The organism is Rhodococcus sp. 06-1460-1B (assembly GCF_002258475.1).
Taxonomy (GTDB): domain Bacteria; phylum Actinomycetota; class Actinomycetes; order Mycobacteriales; family Mycobacteriaceae; genus Rhodococcoides; species Rhodococcoides fascians.
In genome coordinates this window covers 129,833-150,366 of the sequence record NZ_NOYS01000033.1, presented here as the reverse complement: position 1 = coordinate 150,366, position 20,534 = coordinate 129,833, and the positions used below count along the sequence as shown (strand labels likewise).

Here is a 20,534-nt window from a genome sequence, read left to right as displayed (position 1 = left end):
AGGCCGAGATGGCCGAGAACGAGGGGGATCTGGTCGCCAAAGCGACCGAGGCGACGCAGGTGGTCGCCGAGGCCGGAGACCTTGTCGCCGCAGTCGTCACGACTGCAGCCCAGGACATCGGAAGCTACATCCGGTCCCAGCGAGAAGCCGCACAAGTATCCATGCGGCAGCTTGCGAGCAGGGCTGGAGTGAGCAACCCGTATCTGAGCCAGATCGAACGCGGACTACGCAATCCGTCCGCAGAAGTGCTTGCGCAGATAGCCAAGGGTCTGCGCGTCTCCTCCGAGGTGCTGTACGTCCGGGCCGGGATCTTGGAAGCGCGTCCCCACGGTCCGGTGCGCGAAGCTCTGCTCGGCGATGAGCACATCACCGAACGGCAGAAGCAAGTGCTGATCGAGATCTACGACTCGTTCTGTCGTGAGAACGAGTCGACGCAAGAGCCCGAAACCGACGAACAGGAGACACCAGATGTCTGATTCCAAGAACTTCGAGAACGTCAAGACTCCGATCTACGCAGCTGTCGGTGCCGGCGACGCAGTCGTCCAGGCCGTCGCAGATGTCGTGGCACAGGTGCGCTCGCGCGCCGAGAGCCGGACCAGCGAGGTCAACGCTCGCATCGCAGACCTCTCCGAAGAGGTCACCGAGGGCGTCGAGTCGCTCCGCGAGCGCCTGACGAACCTGCCCGCAGAGCTGCCCGACGAGATCGCCGAGCTCCGCGAGCGCTTCACCCCGGACGAGCTTCGCAAGGTAGCCGAGGCGTACCTCAAGGTCGCGTCCGACCTGTACACCTCGCTCGCCGAGCGCGGCGAAGAGACCGTCGAGCGCATCCGCCGCACCCCGGCAGTCGAAGAAGGCCTCGAGCGGGCCAACTCCGCCGCCAACGACGTCGTCGACCTCACCGAGCACGCTCTCGGAACTGTCGCATCGCAGACCCGCGCGGTCGGCGAGCGCGCCGCAGCTCTGGCCGGCATCGCGTCGGACAAGGTTCGTGAAGGTGCCGACGAGATCTCCGAGGCCGCCGACGAGCTCGCCGAGAACATCGACGAAGCCGGCGACGAAGCCAAGGACAAGGCCGTCGAGGCGTCCGACAAGGTGAGCGGTGTGGCAGGCAAGGTCGAATCCAAGACCCGCGGCACCGCCGACGCACCGATCAAGAAGGCTGCTCCGGCACCGGCCAAGAAGGCTGCCCCGGCACCGGCCGCCAAGAAGACCGCACCGGCACCGGCTGCCAAGAAGGCTCCGGCCAAGAAGACCACCAGCTAAAGCACTCGTAAAGAAACGACCCCTGCACCGCACGGTGCAGGGGTCGTTTCTCGTACACTGGGCGACGTGATTGCGAGCAGCTTCTCCCAGACGATCTTCCTGATCCTGCAAATCATCTCGATTGCAGGGGCTGCGTACGCAATCTTCCACGCGCTACGCCAACGTGCCGACGCTTTTCCAGCCACCGGCAAGCTGACCAAGAACGCCTGGCTGGGCATTCTGGCCGTCGGGCTGCTGCTGACGCTGATCGGCCCGATCGTCATCATGTTCTGGATCATCGGAGTCGTCGCGATCGCGGTGTACCTGGTGGACGTGCGTCCCAAGATCGACGGAATTCAGCGCGGACCGCGCTGGTAGAGGGGCTTGAAGCACCCGTTCGGCGCTGGGCGTAACCTCTACCGCACCCGCTCGGGGGTCACAGGTAGAGGGGAATGTCAGTGGTTTCACGCAAGGTAATCGAACGTTCGCTGCTCGGACTCGGAGGCATCGCCGCTGCCGCGAGCATCGGGGCCTTCGTCGTTCGGCGACGTCGACTCCATTCGTTCACCAAGACCACGGACGTGCAGCCGGACGAGTTGCTGCAGCATCCCACGGCCGAGCCGACCGTCACCGAAGTCGTCACCGACGACGGCGCACACCTGCACGTGCGGAGCTACGGTGACCCCGATGCCGAACCAGTCCTGTTCAGTCATGGTTGGACCTGCTCGGCCGATTACTGGTTTCCGCAGATCAATGCGCTCGCAGGTCGCTACCGCGTCATCGTTTACGACCAGCGCGGACACGGGCGCAGCGACGTCGGAACGCGTCCGCTGAGCCCCGACGTACTGGCCGACGACCTGTCGGCCGTTCTCTCGGCCACCGTCACCGAGGACAACAAGACCGTCCTGGTGGGGCACAGCATGGGCGGCATGTCGATCATGGCGTGGGCCGGAAATTACCCCGACCAGGTCGACCGCCTGGTCAGCGCCGTGCTGCTCGCCAGCACGGCGACGGATTCCCTCGTCCGAGAGACCACCGTCATCCCGTTGCCGCAGCGCTTCCCACGGGTGCCGGCGCCGGTGGGACGCGCTGTGCTGAGCTCGGCGCTACCGCTGCGGCCGTCCCCGGTGACCCGCCAAGCCATCAAGTACATCTCGATGGCTCCCGGTGCCACGCCCGCCGAGGTAGCGTTCTGCGAGAAGATCGTGCTCGAGTGCGCGCCTCGTACCCGGGGTATCTGGGGCGCTGCGCTGAGCGACCTCGACATCCGCGAGGCGCTCGAGAACATGTCCGTGCCCACCAGCGTGCTCGTCGGATCTGCGGATCGACTGACCCCGCCCGTGCACGCGCGCAAGCTCGCCCGAGCACTCGACGACCACGATCACCTGAGCCGACTGATCGTGATCCCCGGAATCGGCCACATGAGCTCGGTGGAAGCGATCGACGACTTCAACGCCGAAGTGGTTCGCCTGCGGAACCTGTGACCCGAACGGTCTAGCTGAACACCACGGTCTTGCGTCCGTGCACCAGGACGCGATCCTCGAGGTGCCAGCGCAAACCGCGGGAGAGCACCAGCTTCTCGATGTCGCGCCCCTGACGCACCATGTCGGTCACCTCGTCGGAGTGGTCGACGCGGATGACGTCCTGCTCGATGATCGGACCTGCGTCGAGCTCGGCCGTCACGTAATGGCACGTCGCGCCGATGAGCTTGACGCCACGGGCGAACGCCTGGTGGTACGGCCGAGCACCGACGAACGACGGCAGGAAGCTGTGGTGGATGTTGATGGCGCGACCGGCCCAGTGCTCGCAGAGCGACTCGGGCAGCACCTGCATGAAGCGCGCCAACACCACCGCGTGCGGGTCGTAGGAGTCGACGAGCGACCGAACTTCCTCGAAGGCCTGTCCGCGCTCGGACGGGTCCTTCGCGAACTCGACGTGATGGAAGGGTGTTCCGTGCGCCGCAGCGACGGGCTCGAGCGACCTGTGGTTGCCGATCACCGCCGAGATCTGAGCGGGTAGCTCCCCGCCGGCCGCGCGGCCCAGGAGATCGTGCAAGCAGTGTGCTTCCTTGCTCACCAGCAGTACGACTCGCTTGGGTGCGCCCGAATCATGCAGTGCCCATTCGGTTTCCGGGCCGAGCTCGGCAGCGACCTCGGCGAAGCGGGCACGCAGATCCTCGACACTCATACTCACCGACGAGGCCCGAACGGCCTGACGCGTGAAGAACCAACCGGTATCGGGATCGGCGTGATACGCGGCCTCGACGATCCAGCCGCCGACCTCGGCGAGAAACGTGGAGATACGGGCGACGATGCCCGTCTTGTCTGGGCAACCGAGGGACAGAACGTAGCGGCGATCCTCGGACACGGAAGAACTCATGAGGGCAATTCTCTCAGGGCGCTCGCAACCCGGTTGCCACCAGTGTCCCGAGATCGATCGAATCGATGCCGCGCTCGGTCAGCGACGCGAACAAGTCCGCTCGAATCCGCCCGACAGCTGCGTCGTCGAACGGGGTGAGGGCACCGCGCAGAGCACTGCCCAACACGAAGCTCCACACGAACGACTCCGTGGCGGGTACATGATTGCTCAGCTCGACCACCCGGACGTCCGTCGTACCTGCCGCAACAAGCCACTCACCCAGCAGATCGGCCGTCTCCATCCGCCGGATCGGGTGCTTGCTGTACCCCTCCTGCGCGAGGCGGCCCACCTGCTCGGTGGACGGTGAATGTGCTGCGATCACCTCGAAATACGCACGGGAGAACGCCTCGATCGCGCCCTGACGCCAGACCGTCACCCCGACGCCGCCACCCGGCCGGACCAGCGACACCAGACGCGAGAAGTCCCGCTCGGGATCCGGCAGGAAGAAGATGCCGTACGAACACGCCAGGGCGTCGTATCCGGCGTCGGGAACGGTCGACGGCGGTTCCCAGGCAGTGGCGTCGGCGACGACGAAGTCGATGTTGCGCAGGGCGCGCTCGGTGGCTTTCACCCGGCCCACCTCCAGCAGGTCGTCGGCGAGGTCGACGGCATGGACCAGACCGTCCGGGCCGACAGCTGCCGCGGCGGGGAGCGCGGATGCCCCCGTGCCGGAACACACGTCCAGCACGGCGTCGCCGGAGCGCAGCCCGAGAGCGAATGTCAGCGACTGCCCGGCCGGGCCCCAGACCAGCGGCGTCACCGCGTCGAACTCCCTGCTGGTGGCGTTGAACGTGTCGGCGAGCGAGGCTGCGTCCATAGCCGAGAATGGTAGACCGACAGGGCCGCGACATGCGGTGCTGTGAAAAGCTGGGTTCATGACACTCACCCGCGCCGCCCTCGCCGGAATGGTCGATCACACCCTGCTCAAGCCGGAGGCCACGGCCGCCGACGTGGAGGCCCTCATCGAGGAAGGCCGCGAGCTGGGAGTGCTCGCCGTGTGCGTCTCCCCGTCGATGCTGCCGATTCGCGCCGAGGGAATGCTCACCGCAGTGGTGGCCGGATTCCCGTCGGGCAAGCATCATTCGTTGATCAAGGGATCCGAGGCGCGCCTCGCGGTGCAGCAGGGTGCCGACGAGGTCGACATGGTGATCGACGTCGGCGCGGCCATCGCCGGGGACTACAACGCCGTACTGGCCGACATCGTGACCGTTCGCGAAGGCATCGGCGACGCCGTACTCAAGGTGATCATCGAATCGGCAGCGCTGTCCGACGAGGCGATCGTCGAAGTGTGCCGCGCCGCGGAGAAGGCCGGAGCTCACTTCGTCAAGACATCCACCGGATTCCATCCCGCTGGCGGCGCGAGCGTCGAGGCGGTGCGGCTGATGGCCGAGACCGTCGGCGGACGATTGGGCGTCAAAGCCAGCGGCGGCATCCGCACCACGGATGCTGCCCTGGCCATGATCGACGCCGGTGCCACGCGGTTGGGGCTATCGGGGACCCGCGCGGTACTCGACGGGTTGAACTAGAGCGACTGCGTCGCATGTGAGCGCTGCGCGTTCAGGTCGTTCCGCAGGCTCCACTCCTGCCTCGTAGTGGGCTACGAGGTTCCACTCACATGGATTACGCAACCAGCGAGCAACCCTCGGGCGTCTGCTGATTCTGGTTCTGCTGGGTGGCCGGGATGGTGTACTGGCCGCCTTCGAGGGCGAGTTCGATGCCGGAGTCGGTGACGGTCAGCGACGTCGGAGCCATGTCCAGCGGGTACGCCTGCAGGCTGTCTGTGAGCACGCCGACGACGGAATCGACCAGATCGGTGGGGATTCCCAGGCCCAGAATCGATGCGTCGACGGTTTGGACGTCGACCTTGCCGCCCGTGACCTGCGGCTTGACGGTCAGCTTCGCAAGCGCGCCGACGGCGAACTCCAGGGTGCCCGCCGACGCGTCGGATGTGACTCCGGAGACGATGGCACCGATGCCCTGGCTCTGCAGGGTGCGGGTGATGCCGTCGGTCGACCACGAGATGTCGGCACTCGAGCTACCGATGGTGCCGCCGGAGTCGGCGCTCTGGGTCAGGTTCAGATCGTTCGCCTCGGCGTGCACGACCATGCCCTCGGCCGGGCCGAATCGAGCATCGTCGCTGTCGACGGTCACCGACGAGACCTTCTTGTCTACCAAGGACAGCAAGACCGGCTTGAAGCCGAGACCCACCTCCACCTGGCTGCCCAGCTCGGACTCGAGCTGGCCGGCGAGGCAGGATTTGATCTGCTGCCGAACGAACAGTTCTCCGCCGATGACGGCGACGAGGAGGACGACAACAACGGAGACTGCGATCAGCGGTACTGTGCTGCGCCTGGCTGAGGATGTCATTCCCGGCAGTCTTCCCGATGTTTCTGAGCAAGCTCTGTGAAACTCGCCGAGTCCGGGGATTGGAAGCCAAAGTTTGTGATGTGTAACACATTCTGACGTACTCTTGCTGCATGAGCACGATAGGACCGAGTGTGCAGGAGCTGCACTCGCTCGCGACCCGGCAGGACGGCTACTTCACCGCCGAACAGGCCGGTGAACTCGGCTTCGACTCTGCGATGGTGCGCGTCAACCTGGCGACGGCCACGTGGACTCGCGTCGAGCGCAACCTGTTTCGGCTCGGACAGTGGCCGCACAGCGAACTCGAAGTGTTCGCCATGTGGTGCGCGTGGTTCGGCGGCGAGGCAGTGATCTCACACCAGAGCGCCGCCGAATTGCACGGTTTCGGACACCTGCACCCGCAGTTCGTACATCTCTGCGCGTTCGGCGACCTACGACTCACCGACACTCGCCTGGCAGTGCACCGACTGCGGCTCGAGCCGCGTGACGTCGAATCGGCCGGCACGTTCAACATCACCACTCCCGTACGCACGGTCCTCGACCTCGCCGCAGGCGGTATCTCGCAGATCACCCTCGACGAGGTGGTGGGCGACGCCGTGGCTATCGGTCGCGTCGACCCGCAGGCGCTGTACTCCGAGGCCGGCAGCAGCACCGATCGAGTGGCCGAACGCGTCGAACTGGCACTGTCCGCCTGTACGTAGCACCCGATTCACGGTGCCGGGGCTACCGTCGACCAGGGCACTGTGAGCACGTTGTCTCGCATGCGGCGGCGGGGGAGTGCGACCGGGAGTCCTTGCTCTGCAAGCACTTTCAATGCCGCCCGCCAACGCAGTCGGGGGCCGAACGGGGCCAATGGTGCCGAGACCGACCACGCGCGGTCGGCGCGGCGGAGCACATCGTGGATCAGCTCGCCCTCGATGTTGCGGTGTATCAACACTTTCGGAAGCCGCTCCGCGATGTCCGACGGCATCTCGACATCGAACGGGTCCCAGGCCAGGGTCAGAGATCGCGGCCCATCGGCGTCGAGCAGCACCCACGCGCAGCGTCGACCGAGTTCGTCGCACGTGCCGTCGACCAACAGGCCGCCGGGTGCCAGGCCCGACAGAATGCGGTGCCAGGCACCGGGAACCGCGTCCTCGGGATATTGCCGCAGCACGTTGAAGGCCCGCACCAGATTCGGACGCAGTCCGGCCAACTCGAAACCGCCATGGGCGAATTCGACGCCGCCGCTTCCTTCGACCACCCGCGCGGGATCGATTTCCAGACCGGTGACGCGGAGATCGGGCCTGACGGTGCGAAGTCGGCCCGCGAGTTCGAGAGTCGTGTTCGGCATCGCCCCGTAGCCGAGGTCGACGACGAGGGGGTCCGGTGATTCGCGCAGGACGCGTCGGACATCGGGATCGTGCATCAACCACCGGTCGCTACGACGCAACCGATTGATGCCGGTGGTGCCGCGGGTGATGACGCCTTCAGCATGAGTGGAGCCTGCGGAACGACCCCTATGAGGAGGCTTCAGTGGGCTAGGCGTTCTTCTCGAGCCAGTCGGCGGTCACTTCGCCCTCGCCGCGCCACAGGTCGATCAGGTTGACGAGCATCAGTTGCTCGAGTTTGCCGCCGATGAACGGCAGGAACACCTTGGCCTCGGAGGACGTGCGCAGCGTCGAGCCACCGTTGGTGGGGAACAGTGACGTGGTGCCCTTCAGTGAGCCGGGTCCGGCCGGAATCGACGCGTCGTAGTGCCCCGCCGTGGTTTCCCCGTACGCGTCGAAATGCACGTTGCGGGTGATGACCATGTCTTTCTTCATCACCGTCTGTGCGATGTCGGGCAGTTCGGTACGGGGGATGACGTGGTGCATCACGATGTCGATTCCGGCGTCGGACACCTCGAAGCTCTTCAGCTCGTTCTCCGAATACTTACGCATCTCCTCGATGCGCGCGTCCCAGTGCTCGCGACTGGACAGCGCTGCATAGACCTGCTGCGTCGAGTGGGTGAACCGGGCGGAGTAGTTCATTCGGCGAGCCATAGTGCGCCAGGTTACCCAGGAGTGGAGCCTGCGGAACGACCAGGCTCAGCTGCTTGCTTGCGCGGCGATCCAGTTACCGGTGAAGTCCTGCTCGTTGTCGATGAGGGCGAGGACCTGCTCGCTGATCATCGCTTCGATCTTCCCGCCGAAGATGGGGACCTTGACCTCGGTGGTGCCGGCCAGAGCGACGGTGGTCGTCTCGCCCTTGCCGTCGAGGCTGGTGGTGCCGGTAATGCGCGCAGGTGCTCCATCGACGGTGGCTCCGAAAGTGCCCGCGGCGTGGGTGCCGTCGAACTGTCCCCAGCTCTCGGTTCGTTCGATGATGAGGTCGCCCTTCTTGAAGGCGGTGACCGCGGACGGCAGCTCTTCTTCGGGGACCGACTGGGTCATGACGACGTCGATGGTGCCGTCGCCGACGGTGACGCTCTTCAAGCTGGCACCGGGGCCGCCGATCTGCTCGATGCGGTCCTTCCAGTACTGCTCGGACGTCAGCGCTGCGTGGACCTTGTCGGCGGAGGCGGGCACAGTCGAGCTGTGCTCAATAGGGCGAGGCATCCCCGCAGGTTACCGGGTGACTGAGGACGTTCGTGCGCGACCGGTAGCGTGAGAGTCCGTGCCTACTGCAATTTCCGAACTCACCACCATCCGGGTGGGCGGCCCAGCCCGTGAATTCACCGTCGCGACGAACGCTGACGAGTTGGTCTCCCTGGTGCGTGACGCGGACCGTGCAGGGACGGATGTGCTGGTCATCGGCGGCGGATCCAACCTGGTCGTCGGCGACGACGGGTTCGACGGCCGGGTGGTTCGGGTGACCGGCTCGCGGTTGGAGATCGACGGCGAGCGGGTGACCGTGGACGCCGGTGTCGAGTGGGATGCCGTCGTACAGGCGACGATCGATGCGGGTCTGTCCGGGATGGAAGCGCTGTCGGGGATTCCTGGAACGACGGGCGCGACGCCCATTCAGAACGTCGGCGCGTACGGCGCGTCGACGTCGGAATTGCTGCACAGCCTCACCGTCTACGACCGGCAGACGCAGGAGACCTCGGTGTGGACGCCCGAGCAGTGCGGATTCGGAACGCATCGGTCGTCGGTGTTCAAGCGATCGTCGCGTTACGTGATTCTGGACGTGACGTTCGCGCTGAAGAAGACCACCGAATCGCTGCCGGTGCGCTATGCCGCGTTGTCGGAGCGGCTCGATGTGCAGATCGGCGACGTCGTTCCGGTGCCGGACGTCCGCGCAGCAGTGCTCGCGCTGCGCGGTGAGCGTGGAATGGTGCTGGATGCGGCCGATCACGACACGTGGAGCGTGGGGTCGTTCTTCCTCAACCCGGTGTTGCCGGAGGTGCCGGAGCAGGCAACCCACGCGCCGAGCTTCCCCGATCCGGCCGGCACGAAGATTCCGGCCGCCTGGCTCATTCAGAACTCGGGATTCCCGCGGGGCTACGGCACCGAGTTCGGCCGCGGTACTGCGGCCCTGTCGACCAAACATGTACTCGCGATCACCAACCGGGGTGGGGCCACCGCGTCGGACATCATGGCTCTTGCCGCGCACGTCCGAGACGGTGTGCGAGAGAAGTTCGGGGTCACGCTGACCCCCGAGTGTGACCTCGTCAACTGCGCTCTGGGTTAGGGACGCTCGAAACGGCGCATACGATGGAGATTCGAGAGTTCGGCTCGTAGGAGGTAAGTCAGTGCAGGTCACCAGCGTGGGGCACGCGGGATTCCATATTCGGACCGAGGCGGGGAGCATCCTGTGCGATCCGTGGGTGAACCCGTCCTTCTACGCGTCGTGGTTTCCTTTCCCCGACAACTCGGGCCTGGACTGGGACGAGTTGGGTGATTGCGATTACCTCTACGTCTCGCACCTGCACAAGGATCACTTCGATCCCCGCAACCTGGCCGAACACGTCAACAAGGACGCGACGGTCCTGCTGCCGGACTACCCGGTGCTCGATCTCAAGCACGAGCTGGAGAAGCTCGGCTTCTACAAGTTCTACGAGACCACCGACTCGGTCAAGCACACGCTGACCGGGCCCAAGGGCGATCTCGACATCATGATCATCGCGCTCCGCGCGCCTGCCGACGGCCCGATCGGCGACTCCGGCCTGGTGGTGTCCGACGGGAAGACAGTCGCGTTCAACATGAACGACGCGCGGCCGGTGGACCTGGACATGATGACCGAGCAATTCGGTCCGGTCGACGTCCACATGCTGCAGTATTCGGGCGCGATCTGGTACCCGATGGTCTACGACATGGTCTCGCGTGCGAAGCGGAACTTCGGTATCCAGAAGCGTCAGCGACAGATGGATCGTGCGCGCCAGTACATCGAGCAGGTCGGCTCCACCTGGGTCATTCCGTCGGCGGGCCCGCCGTGTTTCCTCGACGACGAACTGCGCTCGCTCAACGACGTCTACGGCGACCCGGCCAACGTGTTCCCGGACCAGATGGTGTTTCTCGAGCAGATGCGCCTGCACGGTCACGACAAGGGTCTGCTGATGATTCCGGGCACGACGGCCACGTTCGAGGGTTCGGATCTGAAGTCCCACGAGCATCCCATCCCCACGGCCGACGCCGAAGCCATCTTCACCACCGGCAAAGCCGACTACATCGAGGCCTACGCCCAGCGTCAGGCGTCGGTGATCGCAGCCGAGAAGGCCGGCTGGGCACCGGCCGAGGGCGAGCCGCTGCTCGAGCCGCTGCGCGGACTGTTCGAGCCGATCATGGCGCAGACGGATCTGATCTGTGATGGCATCGGCTACCCCGTCGGGATCACGATGGGTGACGAGACGGTTGTGCTGGACTTCCCGAAAAGGATTGTCCGAGAGCCTATCTCGAACGAGAAATTCCGTTACAGCTTCACCATCCCGCCGGAACTCGTACGCACCGCAGTGCGTGATCAGGAGCCGGACTGGGTCAACTCGATCTTCCTGTCCACGCGGTTCCGTGCTCGACGGGTCGGCGGGTACAACGAGTTCCTGTACACGTTTTTCAAGTGCCTCACCGACGAACGCATCGCCTACGCCGACGGCTGGTTCTCCGAGGCGCACGACGACACGGCCACCATCACGATGGGCGGCTACGAAATTCAACGTCGCTGCCCGCACCTGAAGGCGGACCTGACGCAGTTCGGCATCGTCGAGGGCAACAAGCTCACCTGCAACCTGCACGGCTGGGACTGGAACCTGGACTCGGGCCGCTGCCTGACGTCGAAGGGACACGAGCTGCGCTCGCAGAAGCTCTGACTCGTCGTCGACGGTTCGCTGTGAGACTGCCCCCAAAAACAGTGGGAAAAGTGGGGTAGTTCGCAGACGCAGGTACGTTGGACAACGTGCATGAGCAGGTAGAACAGACAAAACGGACGCGCATGGTGTGGTTGGTCACCGTGCTCGTCGCACTGGTTGCGCTCGTGGCGGGCTGCACCGTCGGATCGGGCGACAAGAGCCCGGGTGCTTCGGCACCGACAACTGAGGCAGCGCCCGTCGCGCAGATCACCCAGAACCCGGCCGAGGGTGCCACCGACGTCAGCCCGGTGGCACCGATCTCGGTGTCGGTGGCGAACGGAACACTCACCCAGGTCGAGCTGACCAACCCGGACGGCAAGATCGTTCAGGGCGCGCTGGCACCCGACAAGGCGTCCTACGCCGTCACCGAGCCACTCGGGTACGGGGTGAAATACACGTGGTCCGGTTCCGCCGTCGGCGCGGACAACAAGACCGTGCCGATCGAGGGCAGCTTCACCACCGTCGAACCGGACAGCCGCACCTCGGTGAGCACCAACATCGGCGACGGCCAGGAAGTCGGCATCGCAGCGCCGATCATCCTGCAGTTCGACTCGGCGATCGAGGACAAGGCAGCCGTCGAGAAGGCGCTGACCGTCACCACCAATCCGCCGACGCCCGGTGCCTGGGCGTGGTTCCCCGACGACAACGGCTCGCGCATCCACTGGCGTCCCACCAACTACTGGACGCCCGGCACGACGGTCTCGGTGAACGCCAAGCTCTACGGCGTGAACTACGGCGACGGTGCCTACGGGGCCGACGACGTCACCCTCAACTTCAGCATCGGACGCAGCCAGGTCGTCGTCGCCGACGCCACCAGCCACCGCATGCAGGTGGTGCGCGACGGCGCGACGATCATGGACATTCCCGTCAGCTACGGCGAGGGCAACGAGGACCGCAACGTCACCCGCAGCGGCATCCACGTCGTCACCGAGAAGCACGAGGACTTCCTGATGTCGAACCCGCCATTCTACGAGAACGTGCGCGAACGCTGGGCGGTGCGCATCTCGAACAACGGCGAGTTCATCCACGCCAACCCACTGACCACCGGCGTGCAGGGTGCATCGAACGTCACGAACGGATGTATCAACCTCTCGACCGAGGACGCGCAGCAGTACTTCGGCACGGCGATGTACGGCGATCCGGTGGAGGTCACCGGCACCCGCATCGACCTCTCCGCAGCGGACGGTGACCTGTACGACTGGGCCATCGACTGGCCGACGTGGGAGTCGATGTCGGCGCTTCCTGCCGGCGGGGCACCAGCGACGACGACGCCTGCGACAACGGCACCCGCGACGACAACGGCACCTGCGCCCGCGGGGTAGAGCGCTGCGCGCATGTGAGTGGAACCTCGTAGCCCACTACGAAGTTCCACTCACATGGGTTACTTACGGGAGAAGCGCCCCGGACCGGCCTGATCGCGTGGCTTGATGATGATCTGGTCCAGGTTGACGTGGGACGGGCGCGAGGCCACGAAGCCGATCACCTCCGCGATGTCGCTCGCGACCAACGGCGTGATGCCCTGGTAGACCGCGTCGGCCTTGGCTGCGTCACCGTCGAAGCGGACGAGTGAGAACTCGGTTTCCACGGCACCAGGCGCGACCTCGGTCAACCGCACGGGCTTGCCGAGCAGCTCTCCGCGCAGTGTCCGATGCAGTACGGCCTGAGCATGTTTGGCGGAGGTGTAGCCCGAGCCGTTGTCGTAGGCCTCGAATGCCGCGACGGAGGTGATGGTGACGATCAGGCCGTCTCCGGAATCGATCAGCTTGGGCAGCAACGCTTTCGTGACGCGGAGTGTGCCGAGAACGTTGGTCTCCCACATCCAGCGCCAGTCGTCGAGGTCGGCGTCGATCACCGGGGCCAATCCCTTTGCGCCACCGGCATTGTTGATCAGGACGTCGACGCGGGGGATGACGGCGGTGAAGGCGGCCACCGAATCCTCGTCCGTCACATCGAGTTCCAGGGCGGTGCCGCCGATCTCCGAGGCCAGTTCTTCGAGTCGGTCGAGCCTGCGTGCGCCGATGACGACGTGGAATCCGTCGGCGGCGAGTTGGCGCGCAGTGGCCGCGCCGATGCCGGAACTCGCTCCGGTGACGACGGCGATGCGGGTATCGGGTGCGAAGTGTTCGGGCGAGGTCATGGAGAAATTCTAGTTCGGGAGAAACAGCGCATCCGGACGGGCCCGATTGGACAATCGGGCTTCGAGTGCTAATTTTGGGTTCATGTCCGCCAGCGAGACCACCGCGATGCGGGTCACCTATGTGACCGCGTCCCTCGGGTCTCGCCTCCCGCTTCCTCGGGAATTGTGTTGTCTCGGCCAAGGAACCTGTCTCTAGCCTTCTTGCGCTACGGGCAGTCGATTCGCGTGACGTGGACCTCCCCGGTCTGCCTCACCCCTTGACCTGCATCACTTCGCTCTTTCGTCGACGTTGCACACGAGACGAGAGTTTTCCACTGCTGAGGAACACGACGGATGTCCGTATCCACGCTGCACCACCACTCTCGCCCCACCGCGCTGCGCTCGCCGGCGCGGTCCACCTCCCACAGCCCGCTGCGATCGCGGGTCCAGCTCGTCGCGCCCGATCTTCGGATTGCCGACAGTCCCGCGGCGTCGGTACTGCGGGTAGCATGCGTCGAGGGCCCGATCTCGCGTGACAGTGCCGCGCGCACAACGGGTTTGAGCATTGCCACGGTCAATCGTCAGGTGTCTGCTCTGCTCGGCGTCGGATTGCTGCGCGAGCGCGCAGACCTCACGGCCGCCGGTGCGATCGGACGACCCCGCGTGCCGTTCGAGGTCAATCACGAGCCGTTCTCGACCATCGGGATCCATATCGGTGCCGTCGTCACCGGAATCATCGTCAGTGACCCGCGCGGAAAGATCCTGGGGGCTGTGGAGATTCCCACGCCCAGCGGGTCCGCCGATGCGGCGCTCGCTTCGATCACCCGCAGCGCCGGGGCCTTCGCCGGCAGATGGCATCGGCGCACCCCACTGTGGGTGGGGGTTGCCCTCGGCGGCCGTGTCGACACGACGACCGGCACCGTCGATCATCCGCGTCTGGGCTGGGAGAACGCCCAGGTGGCGGGTGTCATCGGCGGTGGGTTGGGGCTACCGATCTCTGTTTCCGGCCACGTCGAAGCGATGGCGGCGTCGGAACTTCTGCTCGCGCCCCGCGTATCGGACGCCGCTGCTCCGCCGAGCACCACCGGCACCTCGCTCTACTTCTATGCACGCGAAAGCGCAGGTATGGCGCTGACGATCGACGGCCGCGTGCACACTCCGTCCAGCGGACCCGGGTCGATCGCTCACCTGCCCACCGGCTCGTCGGTGCTGTGCAGCTGCGGCAACCGGGGCTGCCTCGAAGCGGCCGTCAGCGATCGCGCGATCGTGACCGCGGCGATCGACCGCAAAATTTTCGCGAGCGTAGCCCGCGGAGCCCGGCCGACTATCTCCGCCGTGTACCGAGCCGCGACCGACGGCTCGGAGGCGGCCCGGGAATTGCTCGTCGAACGCGCCGTCACGTTGGGCCGGACGGTCGCCCTGTTACGCGACATGTTCAATCCGGATCGAGTGGTACTCGGTGGCCAGGCGTTCACGGCGTATCCCGCCGGGATTCCGCACGTGGGGGAGGCCTTCGCCGCCAATTCGACGTTGCCGCGCAGGGACATTCGGGTCACCGGATTCGGCGACAGGGTGCAGGAGTTCGCCGCAACGGTGGTTTCGCTCAGTTCCCTGTACTCGGATCCACTGGCCTCGATGCGCCGAGCAGCCGCGTAAGTTGACCCCACATGAGCACCCCTGCAGCAGGACCGGTTCGGCAGGCCACCGGCATCGACGGAACGAACATCGTCTATCGCGTCACCGGTGACCCGGCGGCGAGACCGCTGGTTCTGCTGCACGGGTGGGCGCAGAGTTCGGCGTGTTGGGGCGACGGGCTGCTGGCCGATCTGTCCTCGCACTACCGCGTCGTTGCCGTCGACCTGCGTGGCCACGGTTACTCCGATGCCCCCGAGGCCGGATACGACGACTCGAAGATCTGGGCCGGGGACGTGGCCGCGGTGCTGGACGCCGAGAACATCACGGCGGGTGCAGTGCTGCTGGGGTGGTCGTACGGCGGGCTGGTGATCTGCGATTATCTCGCGACTCACGGCTCGGACGCGATCGCGGGCATCGTGCTCGTGGGCGCGATCACGAGTATCGGCAGAGGCGAGGCAGGCGGACGGGTGGGCACGGCCATGCGGGCGGCGATTCCCGGGGCGATGGCGGAAGAACCGCGTATCGCGATCAAGGCGCTGGGTAGTTTCGGTAACGCGTTGACGGGCCCTGTCGAGGGAAAGGGCACCGAGGCGCAGGCCCTGTTCGGGCTGACCCTGTCCACCCGGCCGCGGGTTCGCGCCGCGTTGTTCGATCGCACCGTCGGCCACGACGAGCTGCTGCGCAACCTCGATGTCCCCGCCTTCGTGCTGCACGGAACCGACGACACCGTCGTCGATGTCTCGGCCGGTCGGCACGCCGCGGACCTCATTCCCGGAGCCGGCGCGTCGTACTGGGACGGCGTCGACCACGGCCCGTTCGTCGCCGATCCCGAGCGCTTTCTCGGCGAGGTGAGCGAATTCGTCGACGGTCTGGACGGGTGAGCAAAAGCGCAGGCCGTGCGAAGCGGAAGACGTGGCGACGTAATGTGGAGGCGTGCACGCTGAAGAAGTGACTGGACGCCGGCTGAACAGGGTCGCTGTGTTGTCCTTGCATACCTCCCCGCTGGCGCAGCCCGGAACGGGCGATGCCGGGGGAATGAACGTCTACGTACTGCAGAGCGCCAAGCAGTTGGCCGAACGCGGCGTCGAGGTCGAGATATTCACCCGCGCGACGTCGTCGAGCGACGCGCCGGTCGTCGAGGCCGCTCCCGGGGTGCTGGTACGCAACATCGTCGCGGGGCCGTTCGAGGGTCTGGACAAACACGACCTGCCCACTCAACTGTGTGCGTTCGCGGCCGGGGTGCTCCGCGAGGAAGCTCGGCACGAGCCCGGCTACTACGACCTGGTTCATTCGCACTACTGGCTGTCGGGTCAGGTGGGGTGGTTGGCGCGTGATCGCTGGGGAGTGCCGTTGGTGCACACGGCGCACACTCTCGCCGCCGTCAAGAACGCGTCCCTGGCTCAGGGCGACGCACCCGAGCCCGCGGCCCGTCAGATCGGTGAGCAGCAGGTGGTCGCCGAGGCCGATCGATTGATCGCCAACACCACCGAGGAAGCGAAATCGCTCGTCGAGATCTACGGGGCTCGGCAGGAGTCGATCGACGTGGTTGCCCCGGGAGCCGATCTGGCGCAATACAATCCGGGAGACAAGCGGGCAGCACGTGCCGCACTCGGACTCTCGCAGGACGAGGCCGTCGTCGCGTTCGTCGGGCGGATCCAACCGCTCAAGGCCCCCGACGTTCTGGTCGCTGCGGCTGCCGAAGTGCTGCAACGACATCCGAGCATGCCGCTGCGGATCCTGATCGTCGGCGGACCGTCCGGCAGCGGGTTGGACCGACCCGACAGTCTGATCGATCTGGCCGATACGCTCGGGATCACCCCGCACGTCACGTTCATGCCGCCGCAGCCGTCCGCTCGCCTGGCGCAGGTGTACCGAGCCGCCGATCTCGTGGCGGTGCCGAGCTACAACGAATCGTTCGGCCTGGTGGCGATCGAAGCCCAGGCCTGCGGAACACCGGTTCTCGCAGCAGATGTCGGCGGGCTCGGTGTCGCGGTGCGATCCGGTGAAACCGGGCGACTGGTGCAGGGACACCGCATCGCGGACTGGGCCGACGCGTTGGCGTCGATGCTCGTCGATCGAGCGGCGTTGTCCGAGATGGCAATTGCCGCACCGCTCCATGCGCGAAACTTCTCGTGGGAACACACCGCGGACGGCCTGATCGAGAGCTACCGGCAGGCCCGATTCCACTTCGATCGAGGCGAGGCACCGAGTGAATTCTCGCCGCGACGAGTCCGAGGATTGTCGAAATTGCGCAGATCGGGAGCAGTGACTGCATGAGCGAAACCGCCGAACTGATCGACCGGGTCCTGAAGGATCGCGAACTGGATTACACGCGGCGCGGCGAGGTGTTCACCGTCGAACTGCCCGGAGAACGCAAACTGAAGACGACGACGATGGTGACCGTCGGACACCACGGGGTGCGCATCGAGGCGTTCGTCTGCCGCAAGCCCGACGAGAACTTCGAGGGCGTCTACAAATACCTGCTGCGTCGCAACCGTCGGCTGTACGGAGTGCATTACACGATCGACAAGGTCGGTGACATCTACCTGGTGGGCCGAATGTCGTTGCGCGCCGTCGACGGTGACGAACTCGATCGGATCTTCGGTCAGACCCTCGAGGCCGCCGACGGCGACTTCAACGTGTTGCTCGAGCTGGGTTTCGCGGAGTCGATCAAGCGCGAATGGGCCTGGCGTGTGTCACGCGGTGAATCGCTCGCGAATCTGAAGGCGTTCGAGCACCTGGTGGCCGGTGGCAGCAGCGACGAGCCGGAACATCCGTAACTCGCCGGAAACGGCTGGGTATTGCCCCCGGTAACGTCCGGTTCCTAGCCTGAGGTCATGACCAGGCCCGAGGACACTCGCCCGCCGTTGCTGCAGATGTTCGGCTACGGCATGCAGCACATTCTGTCCATGTTCGGCGGTGTCATCGCCGTCCCGATCATCGTGGGCGGAGCAGCGGGCTTGTCCGGGGCCGATCAGGCGCTGCTCATCTCGTGCGCGCTGTTCGTCAGTGGCGTCGCGACCGTGCTTCAGACCGTCGGAGTGCCCTTCTTCGGCTCGCAACTGCCGCTGGTGCAAGGCATCTCGTTTGCATCGGTGTCGACGGTGCTGACCATCATCGGCAGCGCCGAGGACGGTAGAACCGGACTGCGCACGGTCCTCGGGGCCGTCCTGGTGGCCGCGCTGATCGGTTTGGCCATCGCCCCGTTCTTCTCGAAGATCGTCCGCTTCTTCCCACCCCTGGTGACCGGAAGCATCATCACCGTCATCGGGCTATCGCTGATGCCGGTGGCAGCACGCTGGATCACCGGCCAAGAAATGGTGGGCGGTGCGCCGAACCCCGAGTACCTGGACCCCGGCAACATCGGACTGGCGATGTTCACCCTGCTCGCCGTGCTGGTGATGACCAAGATCAAGGTGCTCTCGCGCCTGTCCATCCTGCTCGGACTCGTCGTCGGGACGATCGCAGCACTGATCGTGGGCAAGACGGACTTCGGCGGCGTCGGGGACGCCGCGGTGGTCGCGGTGCCCACCCCGTTCGCCTTCGGCTCGCCGATCTTCGCCGTCGGTGCGATCGTGTCGATGACGATTGTGATCCTGGTGGTGATGGTGGAGACCACGGCCGACATCCTGGCCGTGGGGGAGGTCGTCGGAACCGACGTCGACTCCCGACGCGTCGGCGACGGTTTGCGCGCAGACATGGTCTCCTCGGCCGTCGCACCCATCTTCAACACGTTCCCCGCCACGGCGTTCGCGCAGAACGTGGGACTGGTCGCGATGACCGGCATCAAGAGCCGCTTCGTCGTCGCCCTGGGCGGCGGCGTGCTTGCGCTGCTGGGTCTTTCGCCGGTTCTCGCGGCGGTGGTCGGCGTGGTTCCGCTGCCCGTGCTCGGCGGTGCCGGAATCGCCCTGTTCGGAACCGTCGCCGCCAGTGGAATCCGCACCCTCGGCAAGGTGAACTACGACAACAACGCCAACGTCGTCATCGTGGCGGTGACCTTGGCTTTCGGTCTCATTCCTGTTGTTGCGAGCGACTTCTGGGACGAGTTCCCGAACTGGTTCGTCACGGTGTTCCATTCCGGAATCAGTGCCGCAAGCATTGTCGCAGTGGTGCTCAACGTATTCTTCAACGTATTCAAGCCCGGTACGCCGTCGAATCCATCGGTGGTCGCCGCGGGCCCGGCAGTGATGGTGCGCGAGGACGAAGCACGGGTACTCGGCAAAGGCGGAACCTTGCCCGGCAAGGTCGCGCCCGACACCGATACCTGAGTGAAATCCTGCGCACCCAGGTTCGCGCGAGTACCGTCCCGAAACAGACGAAACACACATCGATATTGGAGGACATCTTGTCATTCGTTACCCGCACGAGTACGCGGAAGGCAGCACTCGGCGGCGTCGCGTCGCTCGGTGCCATCGCCCTGATCGCAGGCTGTGGATCCGCACCCGAGAACGAAGGATCCGGCGGGGGCGGCTCGAGTGACTTCCTGCCCTGCATGGTCTCCGACAGTGGCGGATTCGACGACAAGTCGTTCAACCAGCTCGGTTTCGAAGGACTCACCGAGGCAGCAGGCGAGCTCGGCGTCGAGCCGCGCACCGTCGAGTCCACGTCGCCCACCGACTACGCCCCCAACATCAACAACCTCGTCGATCAGGGCTGCAACCTGATCGTCACCGTCGGATTCGACCTGGCCGACGCCACCAAGGTCGCGGCCGAGGCCAACACCGACATCGATTTCGCGATTATCGACGACTCCTCGATCGATCTGCCGAACGTCAAGCCGCTGACCTACGACGCGTCGCAGTCGGCATTCCTGGCCGGTTACGCCGCCGCCAGCTACAGCAAGACCGGAGTCGTCGGCACCTTCGGCGGCTCGCAGCTGCCGACCGTCACCATCTTCATGGACGGTTTCGCCGACGGTGTGAACTACTTCAACGAGCAGAAGGGCAAGGCAGTCCGCGTCATCGGCTGGGACGTGCCTTCCCAGAACGGCTCGTTCACCGGTGGATTCACCGCCAACGAGGTCGCCAAGAACACCGCCCAGGGCCTGATCGACCAGAACGCCGACGTCATCTTCCCGGTCGGTGGACCCATCTATCAGAGTGCGGCGCAGGCCATTCGGGACTCCTCTCGTCCGGTCGCACTGATCGGTGCGGACGCCGACGTCTTCGAGTCGGACCCGTCGGTCGGCGACCTGCTGCTCACCTCGGTGACCAAGGGCCTCAAGACCAGTGTCGACGAGGTAGTGGCCAACTCCGGTGCAGACAAGTTCGACAACAGCCCGTACGTGGGCACCCTCGAGAACGACGGCGTCGGCATCGCGCCGTTCCACGACTTCGAGTCCCAGGTCGACCCCGCGCTGCAGGGCGAACTGGACACGATCAAGGCCGGCATCGTCGACGGGTCCATCACCGTCGAATCGCCGTCGGCACCCAAGTAGCCCCGGTCGTAAAGGGA

At 65.6% G+C, this 20,534-nt stretch carries 22 protein-coding genes; 15 read left to right on the top strand and 7 right to left on the bottom strand.

Features of this window, described 5'->3' with window-relative positions:
• Positions 1–8: 8 nt before the first annotated feature.
• From CH268_RS18990 to CH268_RS18975, 4 genes are all read left to right on the top strand, one after another.
• A complete protein-coding gene (locus tag CH268_RS18990) occupies positions 9–476 on the top strand; it encodes a helix-turn-helix domain-containing protein (protein ID WP_027498394.1) in 468 nt (155 codons plus the stop codon).
• A complete protein-coding gene (locus CH268_RS18985) occupies positions 469–1,263 on the top strand; it encodes a heparin-binding hemagglutinin (protein ID WP_027498393.1) in 795 nt (264 codons plus the stop codon). The genes CH268_RS18990 and CH268_RS18985 overlap by 8 nt, the downstream gene beginning before the upstream one ends.
• A gap of 66 nt (positions 1,264–1,329) precedes the next feature.
• Positions 1,330–1,620, top strand: coding sequence for a DUF2516 family protein (locus CH268_RS18980; protein WP_027498392.1), 291 nt, complete (start codon positions 1,330–1,332; stop codon positions 1,618–1,620).
• 74 nt (positions 1,621–1,694) lie between these two features.
• Positions 1,695–2,726 (top strand): alpha/beta fold hydrolase, encoded by a 1,032-nt coding sequence (locus CH268_RS18975; protein WP_027498391.1) that lies wholly within the window; start codon positions 1,695–1,697, stop codon positions 2,724–2,726.
• A 10-nt stretch (positions 2,727–2,736) separates the two neighbouring features.
• On the opposite strand, the gene purU is transcribed toward CH268_RS18975, so the two are convergent.
• Together purU and CH268_RS18965 are read right to left on the bottom strand one after the other, a co-directional pair.
• Entirely contained in the window at positions 2,737–3,621 is an 885-nt protein-coding gene (gene purU / locus CH268_RS18970; RefSeq protein ID WP_094665565.1) for a formyltetrahydrofolate deformylase, read from the bottom strand.
• Between the two features lie 13 nt (positions 3,622–3,634).
• On the bottom strand, positions 3,635–4,477 hold the full coding sequence (locus CH268_RS18965) for a class I SAM-dependent methyltransferase (protein WP_094665563.1): 843 nt from the start codon (positions 4,475–4,477) through the stop codon (positions 3,635–3,637).
• A gap of 58 nt (positions 4,478–4,535) precedes the next feature.
• On the opposite strand from CH268_RS18965, the gene deoC reads away from it, so the two are divergent.
• The gene (gene deoC / locus CH268_RS18960; RefSeq protein WP_027498388.1) at positions 4,536–5,186 is read left to right on the top strand and encodes a deoxyribose-phosphate aldolase; all 651 of its coding nucleotides are present in this window, start codon (positions 4,536–4,538) and stop codon (positions 5,184–5,186) included.
• Between the two features lie 94 nt (positions 5,187–5,280).
• On the opposite strand, the gene CH268_RS18955 is transcribed toward deoC, so the two are convergent.
• Positions 5,281–6,027 carry an LmeA family phospholipid-binding protein gene (locus CH268_RS18955; RefSeq protein WP_027498387.1) on the bottom strand — a complete coding sequence of 249 codons (747 nt, stop codon included), beginning with the start codon at positions 6,025–6,027 and terminating at the stop codon, positions 5,281–5,283.
• Positions 6,028–6,137: 110 nt separating this feature from the next.
• Between CH268_RS18955 and CH268_RS18950 the strand changes: the two genes are divergently transcribed.
• Positions 6,138–6,725 (top strand): type IV toxin-antitoxin system AbiEi family antitoxin domain-containing protein, encoded by a 588-nt coding sequence (locus tag CH268_RS18950; protein WP_032365186.1) that lies wholly within the window; start codon positions 6,138–6,140, stop codon positions 6,723–6,725.
• Between the two features lie 8 nt (positions 6,726–6,733).
• On the opposite strand, the gene CH268_RS18945 is transcribed toward CH268_RS18950, so the two are convergent.
• From CH268_RS18945 to CH268_RS18935, 3 genes are all read right to left on the bottom strand, one after another.
• Positions 6,734–7,432: an SAM-dependent methyltransferase gene (locus tag CH268_RS18945; RefSeq protein ID WP_094665561.1), complete on the bottom strand. Its 699-nt coding sequence runs from the start codon at positions 7,430–7,432 to the stop codon at positions 6,734–6,736.
• Between the two features lie 112 nt (positions 7,433–7,544).
• Positions 7,545–8,048 carry a DUF2505 domain-containing protein gene (locus CH268_RS18940; RefSeq protein ID WP_032381240.1) on the bottom strand — a complete coding sequence of 168 codons (504 nt, stop codon included), beginning with the start codon at positions 8,046–8,048 and terminating at the stop codon, positions 7,545–7,547.
• A 45-nt stretch (positions 8,049–8,093) separates the two neighbouring features.
• A complete protein-coding gene (locus CH268_RS18935) occupies positions 8,094–8,603 on the bottom strand; it encodes a DUF2505 domain-containing protein (RefSeq protein ID WP_048316298.1) in 510 nt (169 codons plus the stop codon).
• 58 nt (positions 8,604–8,661) lie between these two features.
• On the opposite strand from CH268_RS18935, the gene CH268_RS18930 reads away from it, so the two are divergent.
• From CH268_RS18930 to CH268_RS18920, 3 genes are all read left to right on the top strand, one after another.
• A complete protein-coding gene (locus CH268_RS18930) occupies positions 8,662–9,678 on the top strand; it encodes a UDP-N-acetylmuramate dehydrogenase (RefSeq protein ID WP_032369786.1) in 1,017 nt (338 codons plus the stop codon).
• Between the two features lie 61 nt (positions 9,679–9,739).
• A complete protein-coding gene (locus CH268_RS18925) occupies positions 9,740–11,290 on the top strand; it encodes an MBL fold metallo-hydrolase (RefSeq protein WP_094665559.1) in 1,551 nt (516 codons plus the stop codon).
• 122 nt (positions 11,291–11,412) lie between these two features.
• Complete coding sequence (locus CH268_RS18920) at positions 11,413–12,651, top strand: L,D-transpeptidase (protein WP_176457991.1); 1,239 nt, start codon at positions 11,413–11,415, stop codon at positions 12,649–12,651.
• A gap of 59 nt (positions 12,652–12,710) precedes the next feature.
• Here CH268_RS18920 and CH268_RS18915 read toward each other — a convergent pair whose 3' ends face one another.
• On the bottom strand, positions 12,711–13,466 hold the full coding sequence (locus tag CH268_RS18915; RefSeq protein WP_032386178.1) for an SDR family NAD(P)-dependent oxidoreductase: 756 nt from the start codon (positions 13,464–13,466) through the stop codon (positions 12,711–12,713).
• A 333-nt stretch (positions 13,467–13,799) separates the two neighbouring features.
• On the opposite strand from CH268_RS18915, the gene CH268_RS18910 reads away from it, so the two are divergent.
• The 6 genes from CH268_RS18910 to CH268_RS18885 all read left to right on the top strand — a co-directional run bounded on the left by CH268_RS18910 (position 13,800) and on the right by CH268_RS18885 (position 20,517).
• Positions 13,800–15,101 carry an ROK family transcriptional regulator gene (locus tag CH268_RS18910; RefSeq protein WP_094665555.1) on the top strand — a complete coding sequence of 434 codons (1,302 nt, stop codon included), beginning with the start codon at positions 13,800–13,802 and terminating at the stop codon, positions 15,099–15,101.
• An 11-nt stretch (positions 15,102–15,112) separates the two neighbouring features.
• Positions 15,113–15,961, top strand: coding sequence for an alpha/beta fold hydrolase (locus CH268_RS18905; protein ID WP_094665553.1), 849 nt, complete (start codon positions 15,113–15,115; stop codon positions 15,959–15,961).
• A 67-nt stretch (positions 15,962–16,028) separates the two neighbouring features.
• A complete protein-coding gene (gene mshA / locus CH268_RS18900; protein WP_032390617.1) occupies positions 16,029–17,357 on the top strand; it encodes a D-inositol-3-phosphate glycosyltransferase in 1,329 nt (442 codons plus the stop codon).
• Positions 17,354–17,860 carry a YbjN domain-containing protein gene (locus CH268_RS18895; RefSeq protein ID WP_094665551.1) on the top strand — a complete coding sequence of 169 codons (507 nt, stop codon included), beginning with the start codon at positions 17,354–17,356 and terminating at the stop codon, positions 17,858–17,860. Before mshA ends, CH268_RS18895 begins: the two co-directional genes overlap by 4 nt.
• Positions 17,861–17,917: 57 nt before the next feature.
• Entirely contained in the window at positions 17,918–19,348 is a 1,431-nt protein-coding gene (locus tag CH268_RS18890; protein WP_094665549.1) for a nucleobase:cation symporter-2 family protein, read from the top strand.
• A gap of 77 nt (positions 19,349–19,425) precedes the next feature.
• Positions 19,426–20,517, top strand: a complete 1,092-nt coding sequence (locus CH268_RS18885; protein WP_228139285.1) for a BMP family lipoprotein — start codon at positions 19,426–19,428, stop codon at positions 20,515–20,517.
• Positions 20,518–20,534 lie beyond the last annotated feature (17 nt).